The 18,997-nt window shown below is 75.2% G+C and carries 17 protein-coding genes; 1 reads left to right on the plus strand and 16 read right to left on the minus strand.

The annotated features are described in order from the left end of the window. Nucleotides 1-21: 21 nt before the first annotated feature. Both ACZ514_RS13590 and ACZ514_RS13595 read right to left on the minus strand, forming a co-directional pair. Nucleotides 22-603, minus strand: coding sequence for a hypothetical protein (locus ACZ514_RS13590; protein WP_469124755.1), 582 nt, complete (start codon nt 601-603; stop codon nt 22-24). A 66-nt stretch (nt 604-669) separates the two neighbouring features. Continuing rightward, nucleotides 670-1,458 (minus strand): 4'-phosphopantetheinyl transferase family protein, encoded by a 789-nt coding sequence (locus tag ACZ514_RS13595; RefSeq protein WP_469124756.1) that lies wholly within the window; start codon nt 1,456-1,458, stop codon nt 670-672. A 216-nt stretch (nt 1,459-1,674) separates the two neighbouring features. Here ACZ514_RS13595 and ACZ514_RS13600 point away from each other — a divergent pair, with 216 nt between their 5' ends. Next, entirely contained in the window at nt 1,675-2,682 is a 1,008-nt protein-coding gene (locus ACZ514_RS13600; protein ID WP_469124757.1) for a TauD/TfdA family dioxygenase, read from the plus strand. A 73-nt stretch (nt 2,683-2,755) separates the two neighbouring features. Here the strand turns inward: ACZ514_RS13600 and ACZ514_RS13605 are convergent, their stop codons facing one another. The 14 genes from ACZ514_RS13605 to ACZ514_RS13670 form a co-directional block, all read right to left on the minus strand. Further along, a complete protein-coding gene (locus ACZ514_RS13605; protein WP_469124849.1) occupies nt 2,756-5,317 on the minus strand; it encodes an FtsX-like permease family protein in 2,562 nt (853 codons plus the stop codon). Then, nucleotides 5,317-6,096 (minus strand): ABC transporter ATP-binding protein, encoded by a 780-nt coding sequence (locus tag ACZ514_RS13610; RefSeq protein ID WP_467894956.1) that lies wholly within the window; start codon nt 6,094-6,096, stop codon nt 5,317-5,319. The genes ACZ514_RS13605 and ACZ514_RS13610 overlap by 1 nt, the downstream gene beginning before the upstream one ends. 217 nt (nt 6,097-6,313) lie before the next feature. Then, complete coding sequence (locus ACZ514_RS13615; RefSeq protein ID WP_469124758.1) at nt 6,314-7,039, minus strand: hypothetical protein; 726 nt, start codon at nt 7,037-7,039, stop codon at nt 6,314-6,316. Nucleotides 7,040-7,304: 265 nt separating this feature from the next. Beyond that, nucleotides 7,305-8,126 (minus strand): 4'-phosphopantetheinyl transferase superfamily protein, encoded by an 822-nt coding sequence (locus ACZ514_RS13620; protein ID WP_468165298.1) that lies wholly within the window; start codon nt 8,124-8,126, stop codon nt 7,305-7,307. Nucleotides 8,127-8,156: 30 nt separating this feature from the next. Beyond that, complete coding sequence (locus ACZ514_RS13625; RefSeq protein WP_469124759.1) at nt 8,157-9,545, minus strand: alkaline phosphatase family protein; 1,389 nt, start codon at nt 9,543-9,545, stop codon at nt 8,157-8,159. Then, nucleotides 9,542-10,741, minus strand: coding sequence for a metabolite traffic protein EboE (gene eboE, locus ACZ514_RS13630; RefSeq protein ID WP_469124760.1), 1,200 nt, complete (start codon nt 10,739-10,741; stop codon nt 9,542-9,544). The genes ACZ514_RS13625 and eboE overlap by 4 nt, the downstream gene beginning before the upstream one ends. 21 nt (nt 10,742-10,762) lie before the next feature. Then, a complete protein-coding gene (locus ACZ514_RS13635; RefSeq protein ID WP_468165305.1) occupies nt 10,763-11,620 on the minus strand; it encodes a TatD family hydrolase in 858 nt (285 codons plus the stop codon). Between the two features lie 131 nt (nt 11,621-11,751). Next, nucleotides 11,752-12,426 (minus strand): EboA domain-containing protein, encoded by a 675-nt coding sequence (locus ACZ514_RS13640; RefSeq protein ID WP_469124761.1) that lies wholly within the window; start codon nt 12,424-12,426, stop codon nt 11,752-11,754. Beyond that, the gene (locus ACZ514_RS13645; RefSeq protein WP_469124762.1) at nt 12,423-13,319 is read right to left on the minus strand and encodes a sugar phosphate isomerase/epimerase family protein; all 897 of its coding nucleotides are present in this window, start codon (nt 13,317-13,319) and stop codon (nt 12,423-12,425) included. Before ACZ514_RS13645 ends, ACZ514_RS13640 begins: the two co-directional genes overlap by 4 nt. Beyond that, nucleotides 13,316-14,302, minus strand: coding sequence for an SCO3242 family prenyltransferase (locus ACZ514_RS13650; RefSeq protein ID WP_469124763.1), 987 nt, complete (start codon nt 14,300-14,302; stop codon nt 13,316-13,318). The genes ACZ514_RS13645 and ACZ514_RS13650 overlap by 4 nt, the downstream gene beginning before the upstream one ends. Continuing rightward, on the minus strand, nt 14,299-15,519 hold the full coding sequence (locus tag ACZ514_RS13655) for an inositol-3-phosphate synthase (protein WP_469124764.1): 1,221 nt from the start codon (nt 15,517-15,519) through the stop codon (nt 14,299-14,301). The genes ACZ514_RS13650 and ACZ514_RS13655 overlap by 4 nt, the downstream gene beginning before the upstream one ends. A 76-nt stretch (nt 15,520-15,595) precedes the next feature. Beyond that, a complete protein-coding gene (locus ACZ514_RS13660) occupies nt 15,596-16,384 on the minus strand; it encodes a Tat pathway signal sequence domain protein (RefSeq protein ID WP_468165315.1) in 789 nt (262 codons plus the stop codon). Between the two features lie 191 nt (nt 16,385-16,575). Next, nucleotides 16,576-17,988, minus strand: coding sequence for an MFS transporter (locus ACZ514_RS13665; protein ID WP_469124765.1), 1,413 nt, complete (start codon nt 17,986-17,988; stop codon nt 16,576-16,578). Further along, nucleotides 17,985-18,995, minus strand: a complete 1,011-nt coding sequence (locus ACZ514_RS13670) for an ornithine carbamoyltransferase (RefSeq protein WP_469124766.1) — start codon at nt 18,993-18,995, stop codon at nt 17,985-17,987. Before ACZ514_RS13670 ends, ACZ514_RS13665 begins: the two co-directional genes overlap by 4 nt. Between the last annotated feature and the right edge of the window lie 2 nt (nt 18,996-18,997).

An 18,997-nucleotide genomic window follows, 5' to 3' on the forward strand; every position in this document is an offset into this window, starting at 1 on the left:
GTCCGGGCGCCCGCCGGGCGCTCACCAGGAGCTGTGGGAGCGCGGCTGGAAGCTGCCGGCCGGCCGCAGGGCCGGTTCGATGGTCTCCCGGACGATGGTCCACACGTCGCCGACGACCCGCTCGCGCGGTGGACGCGGGGCCTGGGCGAAGGCGTCGGCCACGATGGCCCAGGCGGACGCGACGGCGGCCGTGGCCCGCACCTCGGCGGACGGCTTCGCGGCCTTCGCCCGGGCCCGGCCCACGTCGATGCGGAACGCCAGCTCGGCCGCCTGGCCCCGCTGGGCCTCCCGGATGACCCCGGTGACGGGGAGCGCGAACACGACCGGGGACAGCGGGTGTTCATAGGCCCGGCGGACCCAGGTGGAGAAGCGCAGCCGCTCCCGCTCCTCCCAGCCGCCGCGCGCGGCCGGGCCCGGGTCGTCCTGTTCGACGGCCTCCGCGATCCGCGCGAAGTACGCGTCCAGGTCCTCGGGGGTCAGGCCCGGCAGCTGTCCGGACGCGTCGAAGCGCGCGGCGCCGGGAGCGGCCTGGGAGGCCGGCCGGCCGGGGAGGGGGCGGGCGGCGATCAGCTCTTCCACGGGGAAGAAGGACTCGATGGTCATGGCGCTACGGGCCTTTCGCTGAGGCGGTACCGGGACGGTCGGGCGGGGACGGGCGGCGGGGCGGGTTCAGGGGGTGTACGGGCGGTCGGTGTGGTGGTGGACCGGGCCGTGCGCGGCGGGTCCCGCCGGCCGGGCCAGTGCCACCGCGACGCCCTCGAGGACCTCGAGGTCCTCGACGGTCCAGGCGGTGGTCCGGCCGCGGTGGGTGTGGGTGACCCGGACCGGGCCGGAGCGGGCGGGATGCGTTTCGAGCAGGCCCAGCTCGACGCCGGACAGGCCGAGGCCGGTGGCCTTGACCACGGCCTCCTTCCGGGTCCAGATGCGGTGGAAGGCCGCGTCCCGCCCGGGGCCCGGCGGCAGGGCGGCCAGGTGGGCCCGCTCGGCGGGGGTCAGGTCCGGATCGGTGATCGCCGGTCCGCGGACGGGGCGCAGCGCCTCGGCGTCGATGCCGATCGCGGCGCCGGCGCCGAGCACGAAGACCCCGCAGCCGTTCGTCCGGCTCATGCTGAGGGCGAGCGGCACCGGCGGGACGACGAGCCGGGGCGGACCGTGGCTGCCGTCGCCGCAGCCGGGACAGTCGTCCCGGCCGAGGGCGATGTCCCGGGGTTCGAGGCCGAACAGTGCCCCGAGTGCCCGGCGGGCGGCGGCGCGGGAGCGGACGAAGGCCGCGGCGTCGCGTTCCGCGGGGAGGGACAGCGCCCGCCGGAACTCCTCGGTGTCCAGCAGCGGCAGATCGGCCGGATCGGTGTCCTCCGGCGGACGCCACCACCAGACGTGGGCCTCCCCCTGGGCGCCGAGGGCGCCGGCCGCGGCCATCGCCGCGGCGTGGGCGGAGTCCTCTTCCCTTAATGCCATGAAATCCTCCTCTCTTCTCCCCCGTCGGACGGTGCGTGGACCGCGGCGGGCCGGCCGGTGTGCCGGGCAAAGCCGCTCCACAAGCATTCGGCGGGCGACTACGTCCCGCCTATACCTATGTCCGCCGGCCGTCCGGGAGCGTTTTCCATAGGAATGCGATAGGGGGCGTCCGGAAACTGACTCGGGTCAAGGCTCATCTACCCCGAGGAATTCTTCATGCCAAGGACGCGAGAGCACACCCTTACCCTTTCCGCGACCGGTACGACGCCGGACGCCGTGACCCTCACGGAAGCCGAGCGCGACGAACTGACCGCCCTGGCGACCGGGTTGCTGGAGTCCGGCCCGGCGCTGATCGACGAACCCGCCTGGCTCGACGCCGTCCGGGACGCCTCGGCAATGCTGCCCCGCCGGATCCTCTCCGAGCTGCGCCGCTTCCGTCACGACGCGGGCCCGGACGCGGTGCTGCTGCTGCGCAACGTGCCGGTGGTGGCGAACGACCCGCTGCCGGAGACGCCGAGCGTGCCCGGTTCGGTGGAGCGGGTGCCGGCCGTCGCGTCGGCCCTGGTGACGGCGGCCATGCTGCAGCTCGGAGAGGTCATCGCCTATCACAGCGAGAAGACCGGGGCCCTGGTGCAGAACGTCGTGCCGGTGCCGGGGAGCGAGAATTCCCAGAGCAATGCGGGATCGGTTCTGCTGGAACTCCACGTCGAGAACGCCTTCCATGACAACAAGCCCGACTACGTGGGGCTGCTGTGCGTGCGCGAGGACTCGACGGGCGATGCGAAACTGTGCACGTCCTCGATCCGGCGGGCGCTTCCGCTGCTTTCCGGGCACACAGCCGCCGTACTGGCGTCGCCCCGGTTCCTCACCGAGCCGCCGCCGTCCTTCGGCGACCTGAATTCCGTCACTCCGGCGCATCCCATCCTGGTCGGGGACCCCGAGGACCCGAACGTCCTGGTGGACTTCGCCGCGACGCATCCGCTGGACGACGAGGCCGCGGCCGCCATGGGCGAGCTGCGCGAGGCGCTCATGCGGACGATGTCGGCCCTCGCGCTGCGGGTCGGCGACCTCGCGGTGGTGGACAACCGGCTCGCCGTGCACGGCAGGACCTCCTTCACCCCTCGTTACGACGGCCAGGACCGCTGGCTGCACCGGGTCTACGCGCACCTCGACCACCGGCGCAGCCGGGTGGACCGCAGGGGCGGCGGGGCGGTGCTCAACTGAGGCCGCCACCGCACGCACCGACGGCCGGAGGGCCGGCCCCCTGGCGGGGGCCGGCCCTCCGGCCGTGGTGCCGTTACTGGCGCGAGCCGATGACGTCCGCGGGGCGGCCCGCCAGGGCGAGGCGGCCCGGGACCAGCGTGGCCAGGACGGTGAGCACCGCGGCGAAGCCCAGCACCCCGAGGTACATCCAGGGGTCGATGGACGGGGACGCGGAGCCCGTCATCCCGACGCTGAAGGCGGTGAGCACCGCGAAGGCGATGCCCGTGCCGAGCACGGCGGAGATGAGGACGACCAGGGCGGACTCGATCCGGAGCATGCCCATCACCTGCCGGCGCGTGGTGCCGACGAGCTGGAGCAGGGCGAACTCGCGGATCCGGTCGGAGACCGACATGGCCAGGGTGTTGACGACGGCGATCGCGGTGAAGGCGATGATCAGGCCCATCGCGACGTAGTTCACCTCGGCGTTGGACTGCTGGACCTCCGCCTGCAGGTCCTCGACCTGGTCGCGGTCGAGGACGCCGACGCCGGGCAGGCCCCCGACGGCCTTCTGCAGCTCGGCCCTGCCGGGCTCGCCCGCGCCGCCGGTCTTGACCAGCAGTGAGGAGGCCAGCGGGTTGTCGACGTGCTTGACGACCAGTTCGTGGGACATCGTCAGGTCGCCGAAGCCCAGTCCGCGGTCGTAGACGGCCGCGACGGTCAGCTCGGTCTCGGTGCCGTCGCCGAGGGTCAGCTTCAGCTTGTCGCCGGGCTTCTTGCCCAGGTTGTCGGCCGCGACGTCGCTGAGGGCGACCGACTGAGCGCCGAACCCGTCCAGGCTGCCGGCGCTGACGCCCGGGTCCCAGGTGCGGGTCAGGCCCTCGGTGGACACGCCCTGCGCCGGGTACTTCTCCAGGCCGACGCGCACGGAGGTGCGTACGACCTCGGTCACCGCCGACACGCCGGGGACCCGGCGGAGGCTGTCCGCGGCCTGCGCGGGCACCCCGGGACCGGCGGATCCGACGACCCAGTCGGCCTTGTTGCCGGCCTTGGCCTGGGCGGTGGCCGCCGCGCCCATGGTGGTCTGCACGAAGAACACCGTGCAGGCCATGCCGATCAGCAGCGCCAGCGGGGTGACCGCCGCGGACAGCCGCTTGGTGTTGGCGCGGGCGTTGGCGGTGGCCAGGTAGCCGCCGACCCGGGAGGCCCTGAGCGGGATCCCGAGGACCGCGACCGCGATCCGGGCGATCAGCGGCCCGAGCAGCGACACCGCCACCGCGAGGACGACGACCGACAGGAAGGTCACCGGTGTGGAGGCGGGCTCGCTGCGCAGCGCCGACAGCACCGCCAGCAGGACGACGCCGCCCGCCAGGAACGCGGCGCCGGCGCCGAGCCGGCCCCAGGCGTAGTTCCGCTGCTCCATGGCCGCCTCGGACAGGGCCTCGGCGGGGCGGATGCGGGCGGTGCGGCGGGCCGAGATCCTCGCGGCCGCCCAGGCGCCCAGCAGGGCCGCGCCGATCGCCGCGAAGAACGGGAAGACGCTGAAGGTGACTTCGAGGGTGTCGGGGATCGCCTTGAAGCCGACGAACTTGCCGTGCAGCCAGTAGGCGATGGGCAGGCCGGTGACCGAGCCGAGCACTCCGGCGAGGGCGCCGACGATCAGCGCCTCGCGGCCGATGAGCTGGCGGACCTGCTTGGGCGTCGCCGCGATGGCGCGCAGCAGGGCCAGTTCGCGGTAGCGCTGCTGGATGGACAGGGCGAAGGTGCCGACGACCACGAGGATCGCGACGAGCAGCGAGGTGCCGCCGATGGCACCGCCCATGGAGACCAGCTTGATCCGCGCCTTGGCCGCGTCGAGGAACTCGACCGGGCCGCGCTCGCCGCCGGTGACCACCTGGGCGGTGGTGCCGTCGAGCGCCTTCTCGACCTGCGCGGCGAGGTCCGCGGTGGACACGCCGGGCTTGGCCAGCACACCGACCACCGCGACCTGTCCGGCGCGGCCCGACAGCCGCTCGGCCTCGGCGTCCGAGAAGAACAGCGAGGTCTGCTGTTCCAGGTCGCCTCCGGCGGGCGCCGCGATGCCGCTCACGCGGTACGTGCGCGGCGAGCCGGTGGCCTGGACGGTCAGCTCGGTGCCGGGCTTAATGCCGGCCCGGCGGGCCAGTTCGCGGTCGACGACGACCTCGTCGGCGCCGGCCGGGGCGGCGCCCTCCGACAGGGTGAACGGGGTCAGGGCCGCGGAGGTCCAGGCGTGTCCGTAGGAGGGCTTGCCGTCGACGCCCGGGACGACCTGCCCCTTGGGGCCGACCGCGTACGCGGGGAAGGTGACCTCGGGCAGCGCGGCCCGGACGCCGGGCAGCGAGCCGAGGGCGGTCGCGGTGTCGGCGGGCAGCCAGACCCGTTCGCCGAGCGGCTTCTCCTTCTCCTTGGTCTTGGTCTTGTCGCCCTTCTTCTTGACGGTGACCTGGTGGACGTTCTGGTCACCGCCGACGATGACCGGGGCGCCGGCGTAGCGCTCGGTGCCGATCTCCCCTCTCAGGCCCGTCTCCAGGAGGATGCCGCAGGCCGTGACGAGCGCGGCCGCGCAGAAGAGGGCGAGGAAGGCCCCGATGAAGCCGCCCTTGCGGGCGCGCAGGGTCTGCAGGGCGTAGCGCAGCATCAGGCCCACGCTCCCAGGTGTGTCATGCGGTCGGCGACGCGGTCGGCGGTGGGGGCGTGCATCTGGTCGGCGATGCGGCCGTCGGCGAGGAAGAGGACGGTGTCGGCGTAGGAGGCGGCGACCGGGTCGTGGGTGACCATGACGACGGTCTGGCCGGTCTCGTCGACGCAGGAGCGCAGCAGGGAGAGGATCTCCTTGGCGGTCACCGTGTCGAGGGCGCCGGTCGGCTCGTCACCGAAGATGACGTCGGGGCGGGTGATCAGGGCGCGGGCGATGGCCACGCGCTGCTGCTGGCCGCCGGAGAGTTCGGCGGGCCGGTGGGTGGCCCGGCCGCCCAGGCCGACGCGGGTCAGGATTTCCTCCAGCCACGCCGGGTCGAGGCGTTCGCCGGCCAGGCGCAGGGGCAGCTCGACGTTCTGGCGGACCGACAGCGCCGGGATGAGGTTGAAGGCCTGGAAGACGAAGCCGATGCGCTGGCGGCGCAGCTTCGTCAGCTGGGTCTCGTTCATCCCGCCGAGTTCGGTGTCGCCGATGTAGGCCTTGCCGCTGGACGGCTTGTCCAGGCCGGCGGCGCAGTGCAGGAAGGTCGACTTGCCGGAACCGGAGGGTCCCATGACGGCCGTGAAGGAGCCGCGCTCGATGCCGACCGAGACTCCGTCCAGCGCGCGCACGCCGCGCCCGCTCTTTCCGTACTCCTTCACGACCCCGTCCAGGCGCAGCGCGAACCCGGGGGATCCGGTGCTGCTCTGCCCACGGAGGCTGTTCGTCTGGGTCCGCATGCGCGACCAGTCCTTCCCATGCGTTTGAGGGGGGTATGCCAGCAGCCCCATCCGCCCAAGTCGGCGGATGCAACACGCCGATCCTTGGGGGCGGACCTATATTCCCTCTACGCGGGAAGGCCCCGGCCGAACGGTTTCGGCCGGGGTGGTGTCATCCGGCCGGAACCGTGCGGTCCGGGGCTGCTGCGGTGGGTGGCGGCGGACGGCCGGCGGACGGTCAGCGGGTGGGGGCGGTGCGGCGGCCGCGGGTGAGGCGGTGGGCCAGGGCCGCGAGGGTGGCGGCGCCGCAGAGGGCGTAGCAGGCGACGACCCAGCCGGCGGGGGTGCGGCCGGCGCCGAGTCCGTGCACCAGGCCGGCGGCCCAGCCTGCGTACGCGAGCCCGTGCAGGACGCGGAACGGGCGGATCCAGCGGCGGGTGGCGAAGACGCCCCGCCACAGGCCGGTGAGCAGGGCCAGTACGAAGAGCTGGGCGGCCAGGGTGCCGAGGTCGACCAGGAGGTCCCCGCTCCCCCAGCCGAGCACCGCGTCGACCGCGTCGACCTTCTGCCCGGCGACCTTGACGCCGATGTGGACGAGCAGGAAGCCGACGCCGGCCAGGCCGGCCGCGCGGTGCAGGAGCTGGGCGAGCTGCCGCCGGGCGGGGCCGAGTACGTCACGGAAGACGGTGGCGAGGCCGAGCATCACCGAGCCGGTGAGCGCGACCAGCGCGAAGACGCCGGCCATGCGGTCCAGGAACTCCTGGACGGCGCCGCCGGCGAGGGGACCCGCGCACAGCAGCAGGGCGACGGCGAGGAGCCCCCCGGTGACGGCCGCGGCCCCGGGGGCGGGGGTGTGCGGGGGCCCGGTCCGGGCGGGCGCCGGGACGGTGGGCACGGCGGGTGCGGAAGCGGTGGGCGCGGCGGGTGCGGGAGCGGTGGGGGTGGGGGTGGCGGACTGGGCCATGGGGAGCTCCGGTTGAAGTCGGTCCTCCGTGCGGGAGGTCGGCCGGACCGGGCCCGGACCCCACGCGGGAGGGATCCGGGCCCAGAGCCTGGTGGTGGACGCCGGGGCCGCGCCGGGCCGCGCCGGACCGGGCCCCGGCCGGAAACCGGAACCGGCGGGGGCCGGGCCCCGGGCGTGGCAGGGGCCCCGGCCGGGCGCGGGGGCCGGCGGAGGCAGGGCCGGACGGGACCCGCCGGCGCCACCGGGCCCCGGGGGGCGCCGGGGGTCAGGACGGGCGGTGGCGGTGGACCGGGCCGAGGGGGGACCCGTCGACGGGGCGGGCCAGGGAGGCCGACCAGTTGCCGTCCAGGTCGAGGTCGTCGATCTGCCAGCGGCTGACCTCGCCCTGGTAGCCGTGCTCCACCTCCACCGGGCCCGGCCTGCCCGGGCTGACGTCCAGGGCGTTGAGGTCGATGCCGAGCAGCCCCAGCCCGACCCCCTTGAGCACGGCCTCCTTGCGGGTCCACACCCGGTGGAAGGCGGCGGTGCGCTCCGGCCCGGCGGGCAGCGACAGGATGTAGGCGTGCTCGGCGGGCGCCAGCACCACGTTGGCCAGGGAGCCGGACTCCACGGGCCGCAGCGCCTCGACGTCCACGCCGATCCAGTCCCCCGCGTGCAGGGCCAGCACTCCGCAGCCGCTCGTGCGGGTCAGGCTCACCGCGAGCCCGACGGCGGGGCTCGCGACGGCCGGCGGGCCGTGCTCGAGGTCGCCGCAGCCGGGGCAGACGCGGCGGCCGAGCGCCACCGTACGGGCGTCCACCCCCAGCAGCGCGCCGATCGCACGCCGGGCGCCGGCCCGGGTCCGGACGAAGGCGGCGGCGTCCTTCTCGGCCCGGTAGCGGCGGGCGCGTACCTGCTCGACCTCGTCGAGCAGGTCGAACTCGGCCTGGTCCACGCGGTCCTCGAGCGGCCACCACCACACGTGCGCCTCGCCCGTGGCGCGCAGTCTCGCGGCCTCCCGTGCGGCCGGGCCGGGCACGGGCAGCACACCGGTGGTGGCGGTGTGGCCGACGCGGCCGCGCACGGCGGTCAGGGTCTGGCTCGTCATCGGGTCCTCCTCTCCCCCTTGAGGGCGTTGTCAGGTCAGTCCGCCGAGGCGCAGGAGCAGGTCCTTCACCTCGGTGGCGTGGTAGCGGGGCCGTTCCTGGGACGGGTCCGAGCAGAGCAGCACGGGCCCGTCGCGGTCGTCGCCGGGCAGCCGTCCGTGGCTGCCGCGGACGCAGCCCGGGTCGAGCGGCACCACCTGCAGCGGTGCGCGCATCCCCGCCTTCTTCTTCAGCACGGCGAGGGCCGCCCTGGCCTTGGCCGCGGGATCGGCGGGGTCGAAGAACAGCTCGGCCGGGTCGTAGCCCGGCTTGCGGTGGATCTCGACGCCGCGCGCGAAGTCCGGGGCGCGCCGGTCGTCGAGCCAGTAGTAGTACGTGAACCAGGCGTCGGGTTCCGACACGGCGACGAGCTCGCCCGCGTGGGGGTGGTCGATGCCGTAGTCGGCCTGCTGGGTGCGGTCCCAGATCTCGTCGACCCCGTCCAGGGACTTCAGTACGTCGCGCACGCGCGGGACGTCGGCCGGGTCGGGGACGTAGACGTGGGCGGCCTGGTGGTCGGCGACGGCGAACGCCCGTGAGGTGTACGGGTCGAGGTACTCCATCCCGCGCTGGGTGTAGACCGACAGGAGCCCCTCGCGGCGCAGCGCGCGGTTGATGTCCACGGGCCGGCTGACCGGTGAGATGCCGTACTCGCTGAGGGCGACGACGGTGGTGCCGCGGTCGCGCAGGTCGGCCAGGAGCGGCCCGAGGGCGGCGTCGGCCTCGCGGGCGGCCCGGACGGCCTCGGGGCTGTCGGGGCCGAACCGCTGGAGGTCGTAGTCCAGGTGCGGGACGTAGATGAAGGACAGGTCGGGGTCGCGGGTGTCCGCGACGTGCCGGGCGGCGCCGGCGATCCACCGGGTGGAGGTGAGCGAGGCGGTCGGCCCCCAGTAGTGGAACAGGGGGAACTCGCCCTGGGCGGCCGTCAGTTCGTCGCGCAGGGCGGCCGGGACGGTGTAGCAGTCCGGTGCCTTGCGGCCGTCGTAGTGGTAGACGGGCCGCGGGGTGAGCACGGTGTCCACGTCCGCGCCCATCGCCCACCACCAGCACAGGTAGGCGGTGGTGTGGTCCGGGTCGTGGCGGCGGGCGGCCTGCCAGACCTTCTCGCCCCGGACGAGGGCGTTGTGCTGGCGCCACATCATCACTTCGCCGTGGTCGCGGAAGTACCAGCCGTTGCCGACGGCGCCGTGCTCGCGGGGCAGGGTGCCGGTGGTGAGGGTGGCCTGGACGGTGGCGGTGACGGCGGGGAACACCGTGTCGAGCGGGGCGGTGAAGCCCTGCTCGCCGATGGCCCGGACGTTCGGCATGTGGGGCAGCAGCCGGGGCGTGAGGCCGACGGTGCACAGGACGGCGGTCTTCTTCCGCCGGACGGAGGGGGTCATGAGCCGGGCTCCTTCTGCGCGGCGGGTGCGGTCGGGGTCAGGCCGAGCGCGGTCAGCTCCCGCGCCGTCCAGGCGAGTTCGGCGGCGATGCCCTTGACGAGGCCGGCCCCGCCGACGGGCCGCGCGTCCTCGGGCAGCACGGACCAGGTGTACGTCTCCACCTCGACGTGGTCGGTGACGGCGTGGTCCCCGCCGAACAGGGTCCGCAGGGTGTCCCGCAGCACCGGACTGGTGGAGGTCAGCGGCGGGGCCGGCTCCTCGTGCAGCGGCACGTGGTAGTGGATGCGCCAGGGCGCCTTGCCGGGCAGGGCTCCGGCGAGCGCGGGCCCGAGGTCGTCGGAGCCGTGGAGCCCGGCGCCGTCGGGACCGGCCTCGCGGGTCTGGTGCAGGAAGCGCGGCTCGGCGAACGCGGCCAGGGCCTCCCGTACCCGCGGGTCCTGCGGGTCGGCGGCCTCCAGGGCGCTGGACGCCTGGAGCTTGACCACCTGGAGCCCCGCCGCCAGCAGCCGGCCGACGGCGGTGTCGGGGTCCTCGTGCGCGACGGCGAGGTGGCAGGCGTCCAGGCACAGCCCGATCCGGTCGTGGTCGACGTCGGACAGGACCTCGATGGCCTGCTCGGTGGTCTCCGCGACGCAGCCCGGCTCGGGCTCCACGGCGACGCGCACGGTGCGGCCGGTCTCCGCCTCGACCCGGGCGAGGCCGGCGGCGAGCGCGTCGAGATTGCGGGACGCGGCGGCCCTCCGGGTGCGCGACCAGGCGGTGCGCCAGGCCAGCGGCAGGGTGGAGACCGAGCCGCGCTCGGCGTCGTCGGGCAGCAGTCCCGCCAGGATCCGGGCGAGGTTCAGGGTGTAGTCGAGCCGGGCGGGCTCGGACCAGTCCGGGTAGTACACGGCCCGCTTGACCACGGGGGCGTGGAAGCCGCGGTACGGGAAGCCGTTGAGGGTCACCGTCTCCAGTCCGCGGGCGGTGAGCTCCCCGCGCAGCCGGGTGACGGCGGCCGGGTCGGCGGCGAGGGCGGCGGCCGCGTCGACCGGCAGCCACAGGCCGAGGCCGACGACGGGTTCGCCGGTGGCCCGGCGGACCGGTTCGGCGTACGTGTCGAGCTGGGCGGTGATCCCCTCCAGGGTTTCGGCGGGGTGGACGTTGGTGCAGTAGGCCAGGTGGACGGCGGAGCCGTCCGGGTGGCGGAAGCGCATCAGGCGTTCCTTCTTCCCTGATCAGTTTCCGCCGCGGGCGATCGAGTTGCCCGCGTAGAGGCCGGCGGCCTGTACGTCCGTGTAACCGTCGAGGCCGAGCCGGCCGGACTGGGCGTAGAAGGCCACCGGGTTGCGCCACAGCACGCGGTCCACGTCGTCCTCGTCGAAGCCCGCGGCGAGCATGGCCTCGGCGGTGGCCCGGGTGAGCAGCGGGTCGCTGTGTCCCCAGTCGGCGGCGGAGTTGACGAGGATCCGCTCGGTGCCGTGCTCCTCGAGGATGGCGACCATGCGGTCGGGGGTCATCTTGGTGTCGGGGTAGATGGAGAAGCCCATCCAGCAGCCGGAGTCGCGGACCTCGCGGACGGTGACCTCGTTGAGGTGGTCGAGGACGACGAAACCGGGGTCGATGCCCGATTCGCGGATCACGGCGAGGGAGCGGCCGGTGCCGCCGGCCTTGTCGCGGTGCGGGGTGTGGACGAGCGCCGGCAGGGCGAACTCGACGGCGAGGGCGAGCTGGACGGCGAAGGCGTGGTCCTCGGCCTCGGTGACGGTGTCGTAGCCGATCTCTCCGACCGCGACGACCCCGTCCTTGGCGAGGTAGCGGGGCAGCAGGTCCAGGACGGGGGTGCAGCGCGGGTCGTTCGCCTCCTTGGGGTTGAGGCCGATGGTGCAGTGGTGGCTGATCCCGAACTGGGCGGCGCGGTACGGCTCCCAGCCGAGGAGCGCGTCGAAGTAGTCGGTGAAGCTGGCGGGGGAGGTCCGGGGCTGGCCCAGCCAGAACGCGGGCTCGACCAGCGCGCGCACGCCGGCGGCGTGCATCGCTCGGTAGTCGTCCGTGGTGCGGGACGTCATGTGGATGTGCGGGTCGAAGATGCGCATGGTCGGGGCTCCGGTCGGGGTCGGTGGTACGTCAGTTGTCGTGGGCCGCCGGCGCGGCGGCCCGGCGGGCCCAGGCCCGGTCGTCAAAGTCCCGCCTGGTCCGCGCTGCTGTGACGACGGGGCCTAGCCGGTCACGGCACCAGGGACCACAGGTCGGCCGGTACGGTGCGGTCGGCGGCGCGCCGCTCGGCGGCGAACCCGTGCGCCATCCGCGCCAGTTCGGCGTCACGGCGTTCGTGCAGGCCGGCCACCTTGGCCAGCGGGATCCCGGTGAACAGGCACTTCAGGACGGCCTGGCGCCAGCGGTACTGGTCGAGGTGGGTCCGGGCGTAGGGGCCGAGGGCGGCGGCGATGAGCCGGTTGTCGTTGGTGCGCACGGCGTCGTCGGTGAGGTGCACGGCGCGGTCGCCGACCGGCAGGAAGGGCAGGGCGCGCAGGACGCCGCGGCGTTCGGCGGCGTCGCCGTGCGCGTACCGTTCGGCGGCTTCCGCGGCGAGGGCGGCGCCGGTGGTGCCGTACCGGGTCAGGGCGAGCAGCAGGACGGTGCGTACGGCGTCCTCCACGGCCCAGTCGGCCCAGCCGGGCAGGGGGCCGCGCCCGTAGTCGCGTCCGGCGGCGGGGAAGCGGCGGTCGAGGGCGGCGGGGCCTTCGGCGGCCACGGCGTCCGCGGCGGCGGTGAGCCGGGTGCGGTGTTCCTGGTCGAGGACGGAGCGCAGGGACTCCCGGAGGGTGCGCAGGGTCAGCGCGTCGTGCACGGCGCTGTCCGCGAGGGGGGCGGCGGACGGGGCGAGGGTGGGGGCGGTCATACCGGTACGGCCTCCTTCTGTGGGGTCTGGCGCGGCGGGCGCCGGCCGGCGGCGGCGTGCAGGAAGGCGATGCTGTGGCGGGCCGTCTCCGCTCCGGCGTGGCTGTGGCGCGGGAGCTCGACGGAGACGAGCCCCTGGTATCCGGCGCCGGCGAGGGCCCCGAGGACGGGCGGGAAGTCGATCTCCCCCTCGCCGAAGGGGAGGTGCTGGTGCGTGCCCCGGCGCATGTCCTCGATCTGGACGTGGGCGAGGCGGTCGGCGGCCAGGGCCACGCAGTCGGCGACGGGCCAGGGCTCCAGGCACCGGCAGTGGCCGAGGTCGAGGGTCAGCCGGAAGCGGTCCGGGCGGCCCAGGTCGGCCAGCAGCCTGCGGTAGCCGGTGAGGTCGGCGACGAGCATGCCCGGCTCCGGTTCGAAGGCCAGGTCGATCCCGGCGGCCTCGGCGTGGCCCACGGTCTCGGCGCAGCCGTCGACCAGCCGCCGCCAGGCCTGTTCGCCGGTGGTGCCGGGGTCGGCGGTGCCGCTCCAGAAGTGCACGGCTCCGGCGCCCAGTTCGGCGCCGATGCCGACGGCGCGGCGCAGCAGGCCGAGGCGGAGCCGGCGGCCCTCGGGCTCGGCGGACAGCAGCGTGGGGCGGTGCTTGCGGCGGGGGTCGAGGAGGTAGCGGGCGCCGGTCTCCACGACGACGGCCAGGCCGGTGGCGTCCAGGGCGCGGCGGACCTCGTCGACGCGGGCGGCGAGGTCCGGGGCGTACGGGTCCAGGTGCTGGTGGTCCAGGGTCAGCGCGACGCCCTCGTAGCCGAGGTCGGCGAGCAGGCGCAGGGCGTCGCCCAGGCGGTGGTCGGCGAGGCCGTTGGTGCCGTACGAGAACCGGAGCGCGGCGGCTGCGCTCATGTCGGGGAGACCTTCCGGGCGAGGCGGCGCACCACCGGCAGGGCGGCGGCGAGGGTGACGGCGAGCCGGGGCGAGCCGGCCCGGGCGGCCAGGGCGGCCTGGAGGGGCAGGAGGGCGTGGATGCCGGCGCCGACGGCCCGGCGCACCTCGGGGGCGGCGGGGCGGCGGACGGCCCGGGCGAGGGCGGGCCCGTAGCCGGCACCGTAGAGGGCGAGGGCGGCTGCCTGTACGGGTCCGGTGGCACGGGTGAGGGTGCCCGCGGCCGCGGCGGCCGAGGCCAGCGCGGTCAGGGCCGCTTCGTGGGGCGGGGCGCCGGCGACCTCGTGGCGGCTGAGCCGGGTCAGGGCCAGGGTGTGGCCCGCGACGGCGGCCGCGGCCGTGAGGGCGGGGCGGGCCGGGCCGGGGCCGGTGCCGTGCAGGACGTCGAGGGCCCGGGCGGCGGCCATCACGGCCGGGCCGAACGGGGTGTTCTTGGCTCCGAGGTCGTAGGCCCACACGGCGGCGGCCAGGGGCAGGGTCCGGGTGAGGACGGTGCGGGGGCCGCCGGCGAGGGCGGCGGCGCCCAGGCCGGCGGTGGTGAGCGCGGCGGCCGTGGCGAGGGCGGCACCGGGGGTGATCCGGCCGGAGGGCAGCGGCCGTTCGGGCCGCTCGACGGCGTCCGTCTCCCGGTCGGCCCAGTCGTTGAGGGCCATGCCCGCCCAGTAGAGGCAGACGGAGGAGCCGGCCAGGCCCAGGGTGCGGGGGCCGCTGCCCCGTCCGGCGGCCAGGGCCCCGGCGAGGACGTCGCCGGGGACGGTGATCGCGGCGGGTGCCCGCAGCAGCTCGGCGTAGGCGCGCAGGGTGCGCCGGGCCCGGAAGGCCCGCCCGGGGAAGGGCGGCAGGCGCAGCGGCCCGGTGGGGGCGGCGGATCCGGGCCGGAGCGGCCGCCCGGCCGCGGCGGCCGTCGCGGCGGGGCTCACGGCCGGGCCCGCTGCCGGGGTCACGGCCGGGCTCCGGTCAGCGGACCGGGCTGGGCGGGGGCGCCGGCGGGGGCGCCGGCGGGGGCGCCGGCGGCCCAGGCGCGCAGGGTCTCGTACTGGAGGGTGAGGTTGTGCTCGGCGGAGCCGGCCGGGTCCTTGAAGAAGAAGCCGAGGGCGGGCAGCGCCCCGGACTCGCCGCGGCGGCCCGCCAGCGCGGTCAGCCGTACGAGGTCGAGGACCAGGGGGGCGGCCAGCGCCGAGTCGCAGCCCTGCCAGGTGAACTGCATGGTCATCCGGACGCCGAGGAACCCTTCGAAGGAGATGTGGTCCCAGGCGGTCTTCCACTCGCCCATCTCGGGCACGTTGTCGATGTGGACCTGGCCCTGGACGGCGTGGCCGACGGTCTCCTCCAGGCTGCGCTGCTTCGACTCGGTCTTGGAGCGGGCCGCCGCCGGGTCGGCGAGGGTCGCCCCGTCGCCGCCGCCGAGCAGGTTGGTGCCGGACCAGGAGCGCAGGCGCAGGGCGCGCTGGGTGAACATGGGCGCGAGGGCGCTCTTGACGAGGGTTTCGCCGGTCTTGCCGTCGCGGCCCGCGTGCGGGACGCGGCGCAGCCGGGCCAGTTCCTCCAGGGCGGGCAGGGCGGCGCCCGCCGAGGGGGTGAAGTTGACGTAGGAGAACCCGGCGGTGAAGGCGGCGTAGGCGTAGAGGGAGCTGGCGGGCAGGGTCACCGTGCCGGCGGCGAGGCCCGCTTCGAGGGCGGCGAGGTCCAGGAAGGCGGGGTCGGGTTCGGGCAGCGGCTCCGTGGAGGAGACGTTGACCACGACGACCTGTTCCAGGGCGTGCCGGTCGCGGAAGGCGGCCATGTCCTCGGCGAGGCGGGCGGCGGTCCGGGCCTGGGACTCCCCCGGGCGGGGGGATCCGTCGCGGATCTCCAGCTCGGCGGCGGCCAGCGGGGTGTCCAGCGCCCTGAGGACGGAGGCGGGCAGGACTCCGGCGTCCACGAGCTGTCCGGCCCTCGCCGCCAGCGGGGTGCCGACGACGTCGTGGCCGCCGAACACCAGGTCGGCGAGGGCCGGGAGGGGCGCGTCGGCGAATGCGGGGGTTTCGGTGACGCACCCGACGGGGGAGGCGGCACCCGCCACGATGGCGGCGGCGCCGGCGATGGCGGCCGTGGCGACCGAGCCTCGCGCGCCGACCATCCAGACTCCGATTCGGGGTGCGGATCCGGTCGTGTGTCGCATGGTGTGCCATTCCTCCTGAGTCTTACGGGATGTGGGGGGTCCGGGGCCCGTCCGGCGGACGGGCCCCGGCGAGCGGTCACTTGCCCATGTCGGCCGGGTAGGGCCAGACGTCGAAGGCCGAGGTGACCTTGGCGTCGGAGCGGCACAGCCACTTGGCGGTGACCTTGTTGACCACGTGCTTGGGCAGGTGCTTGTTGTCGTTGGCGTCGTTGACCGGCTTGCCGATCGACTGGAGCTCCCAGGCCATGCCGGTGAGGCGGTTGATGTGCGCCCAGAAGCGGCGGTCGATGCCCAGCAGCTGGAACGACTGCAGGTAGGCGTGCCAGCGGTGGTAGGCCTGGGTGGGCGTGGGCGGCGTGTAGTTCATCATGTGGACCTTGTTGCCGGCGGGGCGGCGCGGGTCGAAGAGCGTGCCCTGGCCGAACTCCTGGAAGGCGAAGACGAGGCCCTTCGGGTCACGGCCGTACCACTTGTCGTAGACCTTCCGCTGCTCGCGGGAGAGGAGCTCGAAGTGGGCGCGGTTCGGCTGGATGATCTCCATCCAGCTGCGCGGGTAGCGCCCGCCCTGACGGGTGGCGACCCAGGCGTCGTACGACTTGGTGAACCCGCCGAAGGGGGCGGTGATCGCCCCGACCGCGGCCTTCATCTCCGCGGAGGGGTTGTAGTACGACATCTCGTCGTAGTCGTACCAGAACTCGCTCGCCCAGCGGTCGCCGACCAGGCCCTCGACCTTGGGCAGCTCCGGGCGGCGGCGGCCGTGGGCCGCGGCCGGCGCGGCACCGACGAGTCCGACGGTGGCGGCGGCCCCGGCAACGCCGAGGGCGGTCCGCAGGACGCTCCTCCGGTCCATGGAGTTGAGCGGCATGGGCGTGCTCCTTCAAGGTCTGGCGCGGATGCGGACGGGCATTCGGGGGACTGCGATGACCTGTACTTTTCCGTGGCCCGCTATGGCCGCTCTATACGTCCCGTACGTCCGTGCGGGTCCCGGGACGCGGGCCGCGCAGACCCCCTGGCGGGGGCCTGCGCGGGTACGGGACGGGGTGCGGCGGGCGGGTGCTACGCGTCGAGCGGGTTGCGGCGCAGGGCGGGCGAGAGCAGCGCGGCGAGCGCGGTCAGGCCCATGGCGGCACTGAGTCCGAGGACCGTACGGGTGGGCCCGTACGCCTCGAGGGCGAAGCCGGCGGCGACGGGTCCGGCGGCCATGGCTCCGCCGCCCACCAGCATGGCGAGGGAGTTCGCCCTCCCCCGCATCCGGTCGGGGGCGACGCGGACCATGAAGACCCCGCCGGCGACGTTGAAGACGCCGCCGACGTAGCCGCTGGCCGCGAACAGGGCGCCCAGGGCGAACGGGTCGCGCAGGAACGCGACGGGCACCATGAGGGCGGTCCAGACGGCCAGTCCGCCGAGGACCAGGGTCCGCAGGGAGAACCGGGTGGCCCACCAGCCGCCGCTGATCGCTCCGACGAGACCGCCGGCTCCGCTCAGGGACAGGACGACACCGATCTGGAACTGTGAGCCGTGGTTCTCCTGGATCCCGGTCATGACCGCCAGGTTGAGGCCCTGGAAGAGCAGGTTCGAGACGGCCACGGCGGCCATGACGGCGCGCAGGAAGTGCTGGCGCCACATCCAGACGAGGCCCTCCTTGACGTCGGCGACCAGGTCGGGGCGCGGTCCGGTGCGTTCGCTCTGGAGCTTGCCCCGGACCCCGGACAGCAGGGCCAGCGAGGCGAGCTGGCCGGCCAGTGCCGCCACGTAGGGGAGGGAGGCGCCGAGGGCGACCAGGCCGCTGCCGAGGGGCTGGCCGGCGATGGCCGCGCCGCGGGTCCGTGCCTCGTTCCCGGTGAGGGCGGCGGGCAGCTGCGCGGCGGGGACGACGGCCGGCACCGCGGCCCGCTCGGCGAGCTGGTGCAGGACGCCGAGGGTGCCTTCCACGAAGGCGGCGGCGAGCAGCGCCCACAGCCAGACGTGCCCGCTGAGCAGCAGCGCCGCCACCGCCCCGGCGACCAGGGCCTGGCCGAGGCCGGCGCCGAGCATGATCCGGCGCCGGTCCCAGCGGTCGACGAGGGCGCCGCCGGGGAGCTGGACGAGGAGCTGCGGGAGGAGCAGGGCGGTGCCGACCAGGCCGGCGTCGCCGGGCGAGCCGGTGAGCCACAGCACGGTGAGCGGGTAGGCGACCGCGGTGGCCCGGCCGGCGAGGAGCGAGAGTCCGGCGCCGCCCCACAGGAGGGTGAAGTCCCGGTTGCGGCGCAGCGGTACGTCCTTCGGCGCCTCCGGTGCGTCCTCGGCCGCGGCTTCGGCCCCGGCTTCGGCTCCGGCCCCGGCGTCGGCGGCCCGGGCCCCGGCCCCGGCTCCGGCGGCCTCGGCCGCCGGCCCGGCCTCCGTCGCGGCGCCGGGGACGCTCCCGGCGTCCTCGGCCAGGTGCCACGGGAGGACCGCCGGGTCCGTCGCCGTCTTCGGCGGCGGCGTCACCGTACGGCCAGTGCGGGACGCGGCCCGGCGAGCTCGTCGGCGCCCGGCTCCGGACCGGAGTGGGTGTACTCCAGCACCGCCATCGCGCTGTGCATCTTGTTGGCGGCCTGGGCGAAGGCGATGCTCATCGGCCCGTCCAGTACCTCCGCGGTGACCTCCTCGCCCCGGTGGGCGGGCAGGTCGTGCAGGAAGACGGCCCGCGGGCTGCCGTCCCACAGGCGGGTGGTGACCTGGAAGGGGGCGAAGACCTCCCGCCAGTTCGCGTCCGGCTTCTCGGTGCCCGTGGTCTGCCAGCGCGTCGTGTAGACGACGTCGAAGCCCTCGGGCAGCGCGTCCATGTCGTGCCGCTCCACGAGTACCGCCCCCGTGCGCCCGGCCTGGGCGAGGGCCCGCCGCGTGACGGAGGGCAGCAGCCCGTACCCGGGCGGGGTGCGCAGCTCGAGGTGGACGCCGGGGAAGCGGGTGAGGGCCAGGGCCAGGGCGGCGGCGGTGTTGTTGCCCTCGCCGACGTACAGGACGCGCAGTCCCTCGATCCGGCCGAAGTGGCGCAGCAGGGTGGTGAGGTCGGTGAGGGCCTGGGTGGGGTGTTCCTCGGCGCTCATCGCGTTGATGACGGCCATCCGGTCCTGGGAGGCCCAGCAGCGCAGCTCGGCCTCGGGGCCCGCGGTGCGGGCGACGAGGACGTCGAGCATCCCGGAGAGGACGCGGCCGGTGTCCTCGACGGACTCCCCGGTGTTCAGCTGGAGGTCGCCGGGGCCGTAGGCGACGATGCGGGCGCCCACGCGCAGTGCCCCGGAGGAGAAGGCGGTGCGGGTGCGGGTGGAGGTCTTGGCGAAGTAGATGCCGGCGACGAGCCCTTCGAGGGCGTCGGAGCCGGTGGCGGTGCCGGCCGAGAACTCGGCGCCCCGGGAGACGATCCGGCGCAGGTCCCGGTCGGTGAGGTCGTCGATGGAGATCAGGTGGCGGGCGGGGCGTCGGCCCTGCCGGTCGGAGGTGTGGCGGTCCATCG

The organism is Streptomyces sp. NPDC034086 (assembly GCF_055575515.1).

Bases quoted from the DNA above. Each gene is read 5' to 3' on its own strand.
- ACZ514_RS13590 (WP_469124755.1), bottom strand. From the start codon at position 603: ATGACCATCGAGTCCTTCTTCCCCGTGGAAGAGCTGATCGCCGCCCGC.
- ACZ514_RS13595 (WP_469124756.1), bottom strand. From the start codon at position 1,458: ATGGCATTAAGGGAAGAGGACTCCGCCCACGCCGCGGCGATGGCCGCG.
- ACZ514_RS13600 (WP_469124757.1), top strand. From the start codon at position 1,675: ATGCCAAGGACGCGAGAGCACACCCTTACCCTTTCCGCGACCGGTACG.
- ACZ514_RS13605 (WP_469124849.1), bottom strand. From the start codon at position 5,317: ATGCTGCGCTACGCCCTGCAGACCCTGCGCGCCCGCAAGGGCGGCTTC.
- ACZ514_RS13610 (WP_467894956.1), bottom strand. From the start codon at position 6,096: ATGCGGACCCAGACGAACAGCCTCCGTGGGCAGAGCAGCACCGGATCC.
- ACZ514_RS13615 (WP_469124758.1), bottom strand. From the start codon at position 7,039: ATGGCCCAGTCCGCCACCCCCACCCCCACCGCTCCCGCACCCGCCGCG.
- ACZ514_RS13620 (WP_468165298.1), bottom strand. From the start codon at position 8,126: ATGACGAGCCAGACCCTGACCGCCGTGCGCGGCCGCGTCGGCCACACC.
- ACZ514_RS13625 (WP_469124759.1), bottom strand. From the start codon at position 9,545: ATGACCCCCTCCGTCCGGCGGAAGAAGACCGCCGTCCTGTGCACCGTC.
- eboE (WP_469124760.1), bottom strand. From the start codon at position 10,741: ATGCGCTTCCGCCACCCGGACGGCTCCGCCGTCCACCTGGCCTACTGC.
- ACZ514_RS13635 (WP_468165305.1), bottom strand. From the start codon at position 11,620: ATGCGCATCTTCGACCCGCACATCCACATGACGTCCCGCACCACGGAC.
- ACZ514_RS13640 (WP_469124761.1), bottom strand. From the start codon at position 12,426: ATGACCGCCCCCACCCTCGCCCCGTCCGCCGCCCCCCTCGCGGACAGC.
- ACZ514_RS13645 (WP_469124762.1), bottom strand. From the start codon at position 13,319: ATGAGCGCAGCCGCCGCGCTCCGGTTCTCGTACGGCACCAACGGCCTC.
- ACZ514_RS13655 (WP_469124764.1), bottom strand. From the start codon at position 15,519: ATGCGACACACGACCGGATCCGCACCCCGAATCGGAGTCTGGATGGTC.
- ACZ514_RS13660 (WP_468165315.1), bottom strand. From the start codon at position 16,384: ATGCCGCTCAACTCCATGGACCGGAGGAGCGTCCTGCGGACCGCCCTC.
- ACZ514_RS13670 (WP_469124766.1), bottom strand. From the start codon at position 18,995: ATGGACCGCCACACCTCCGACCGGCAGGGCCGACGCCCCGCCCGCCAC.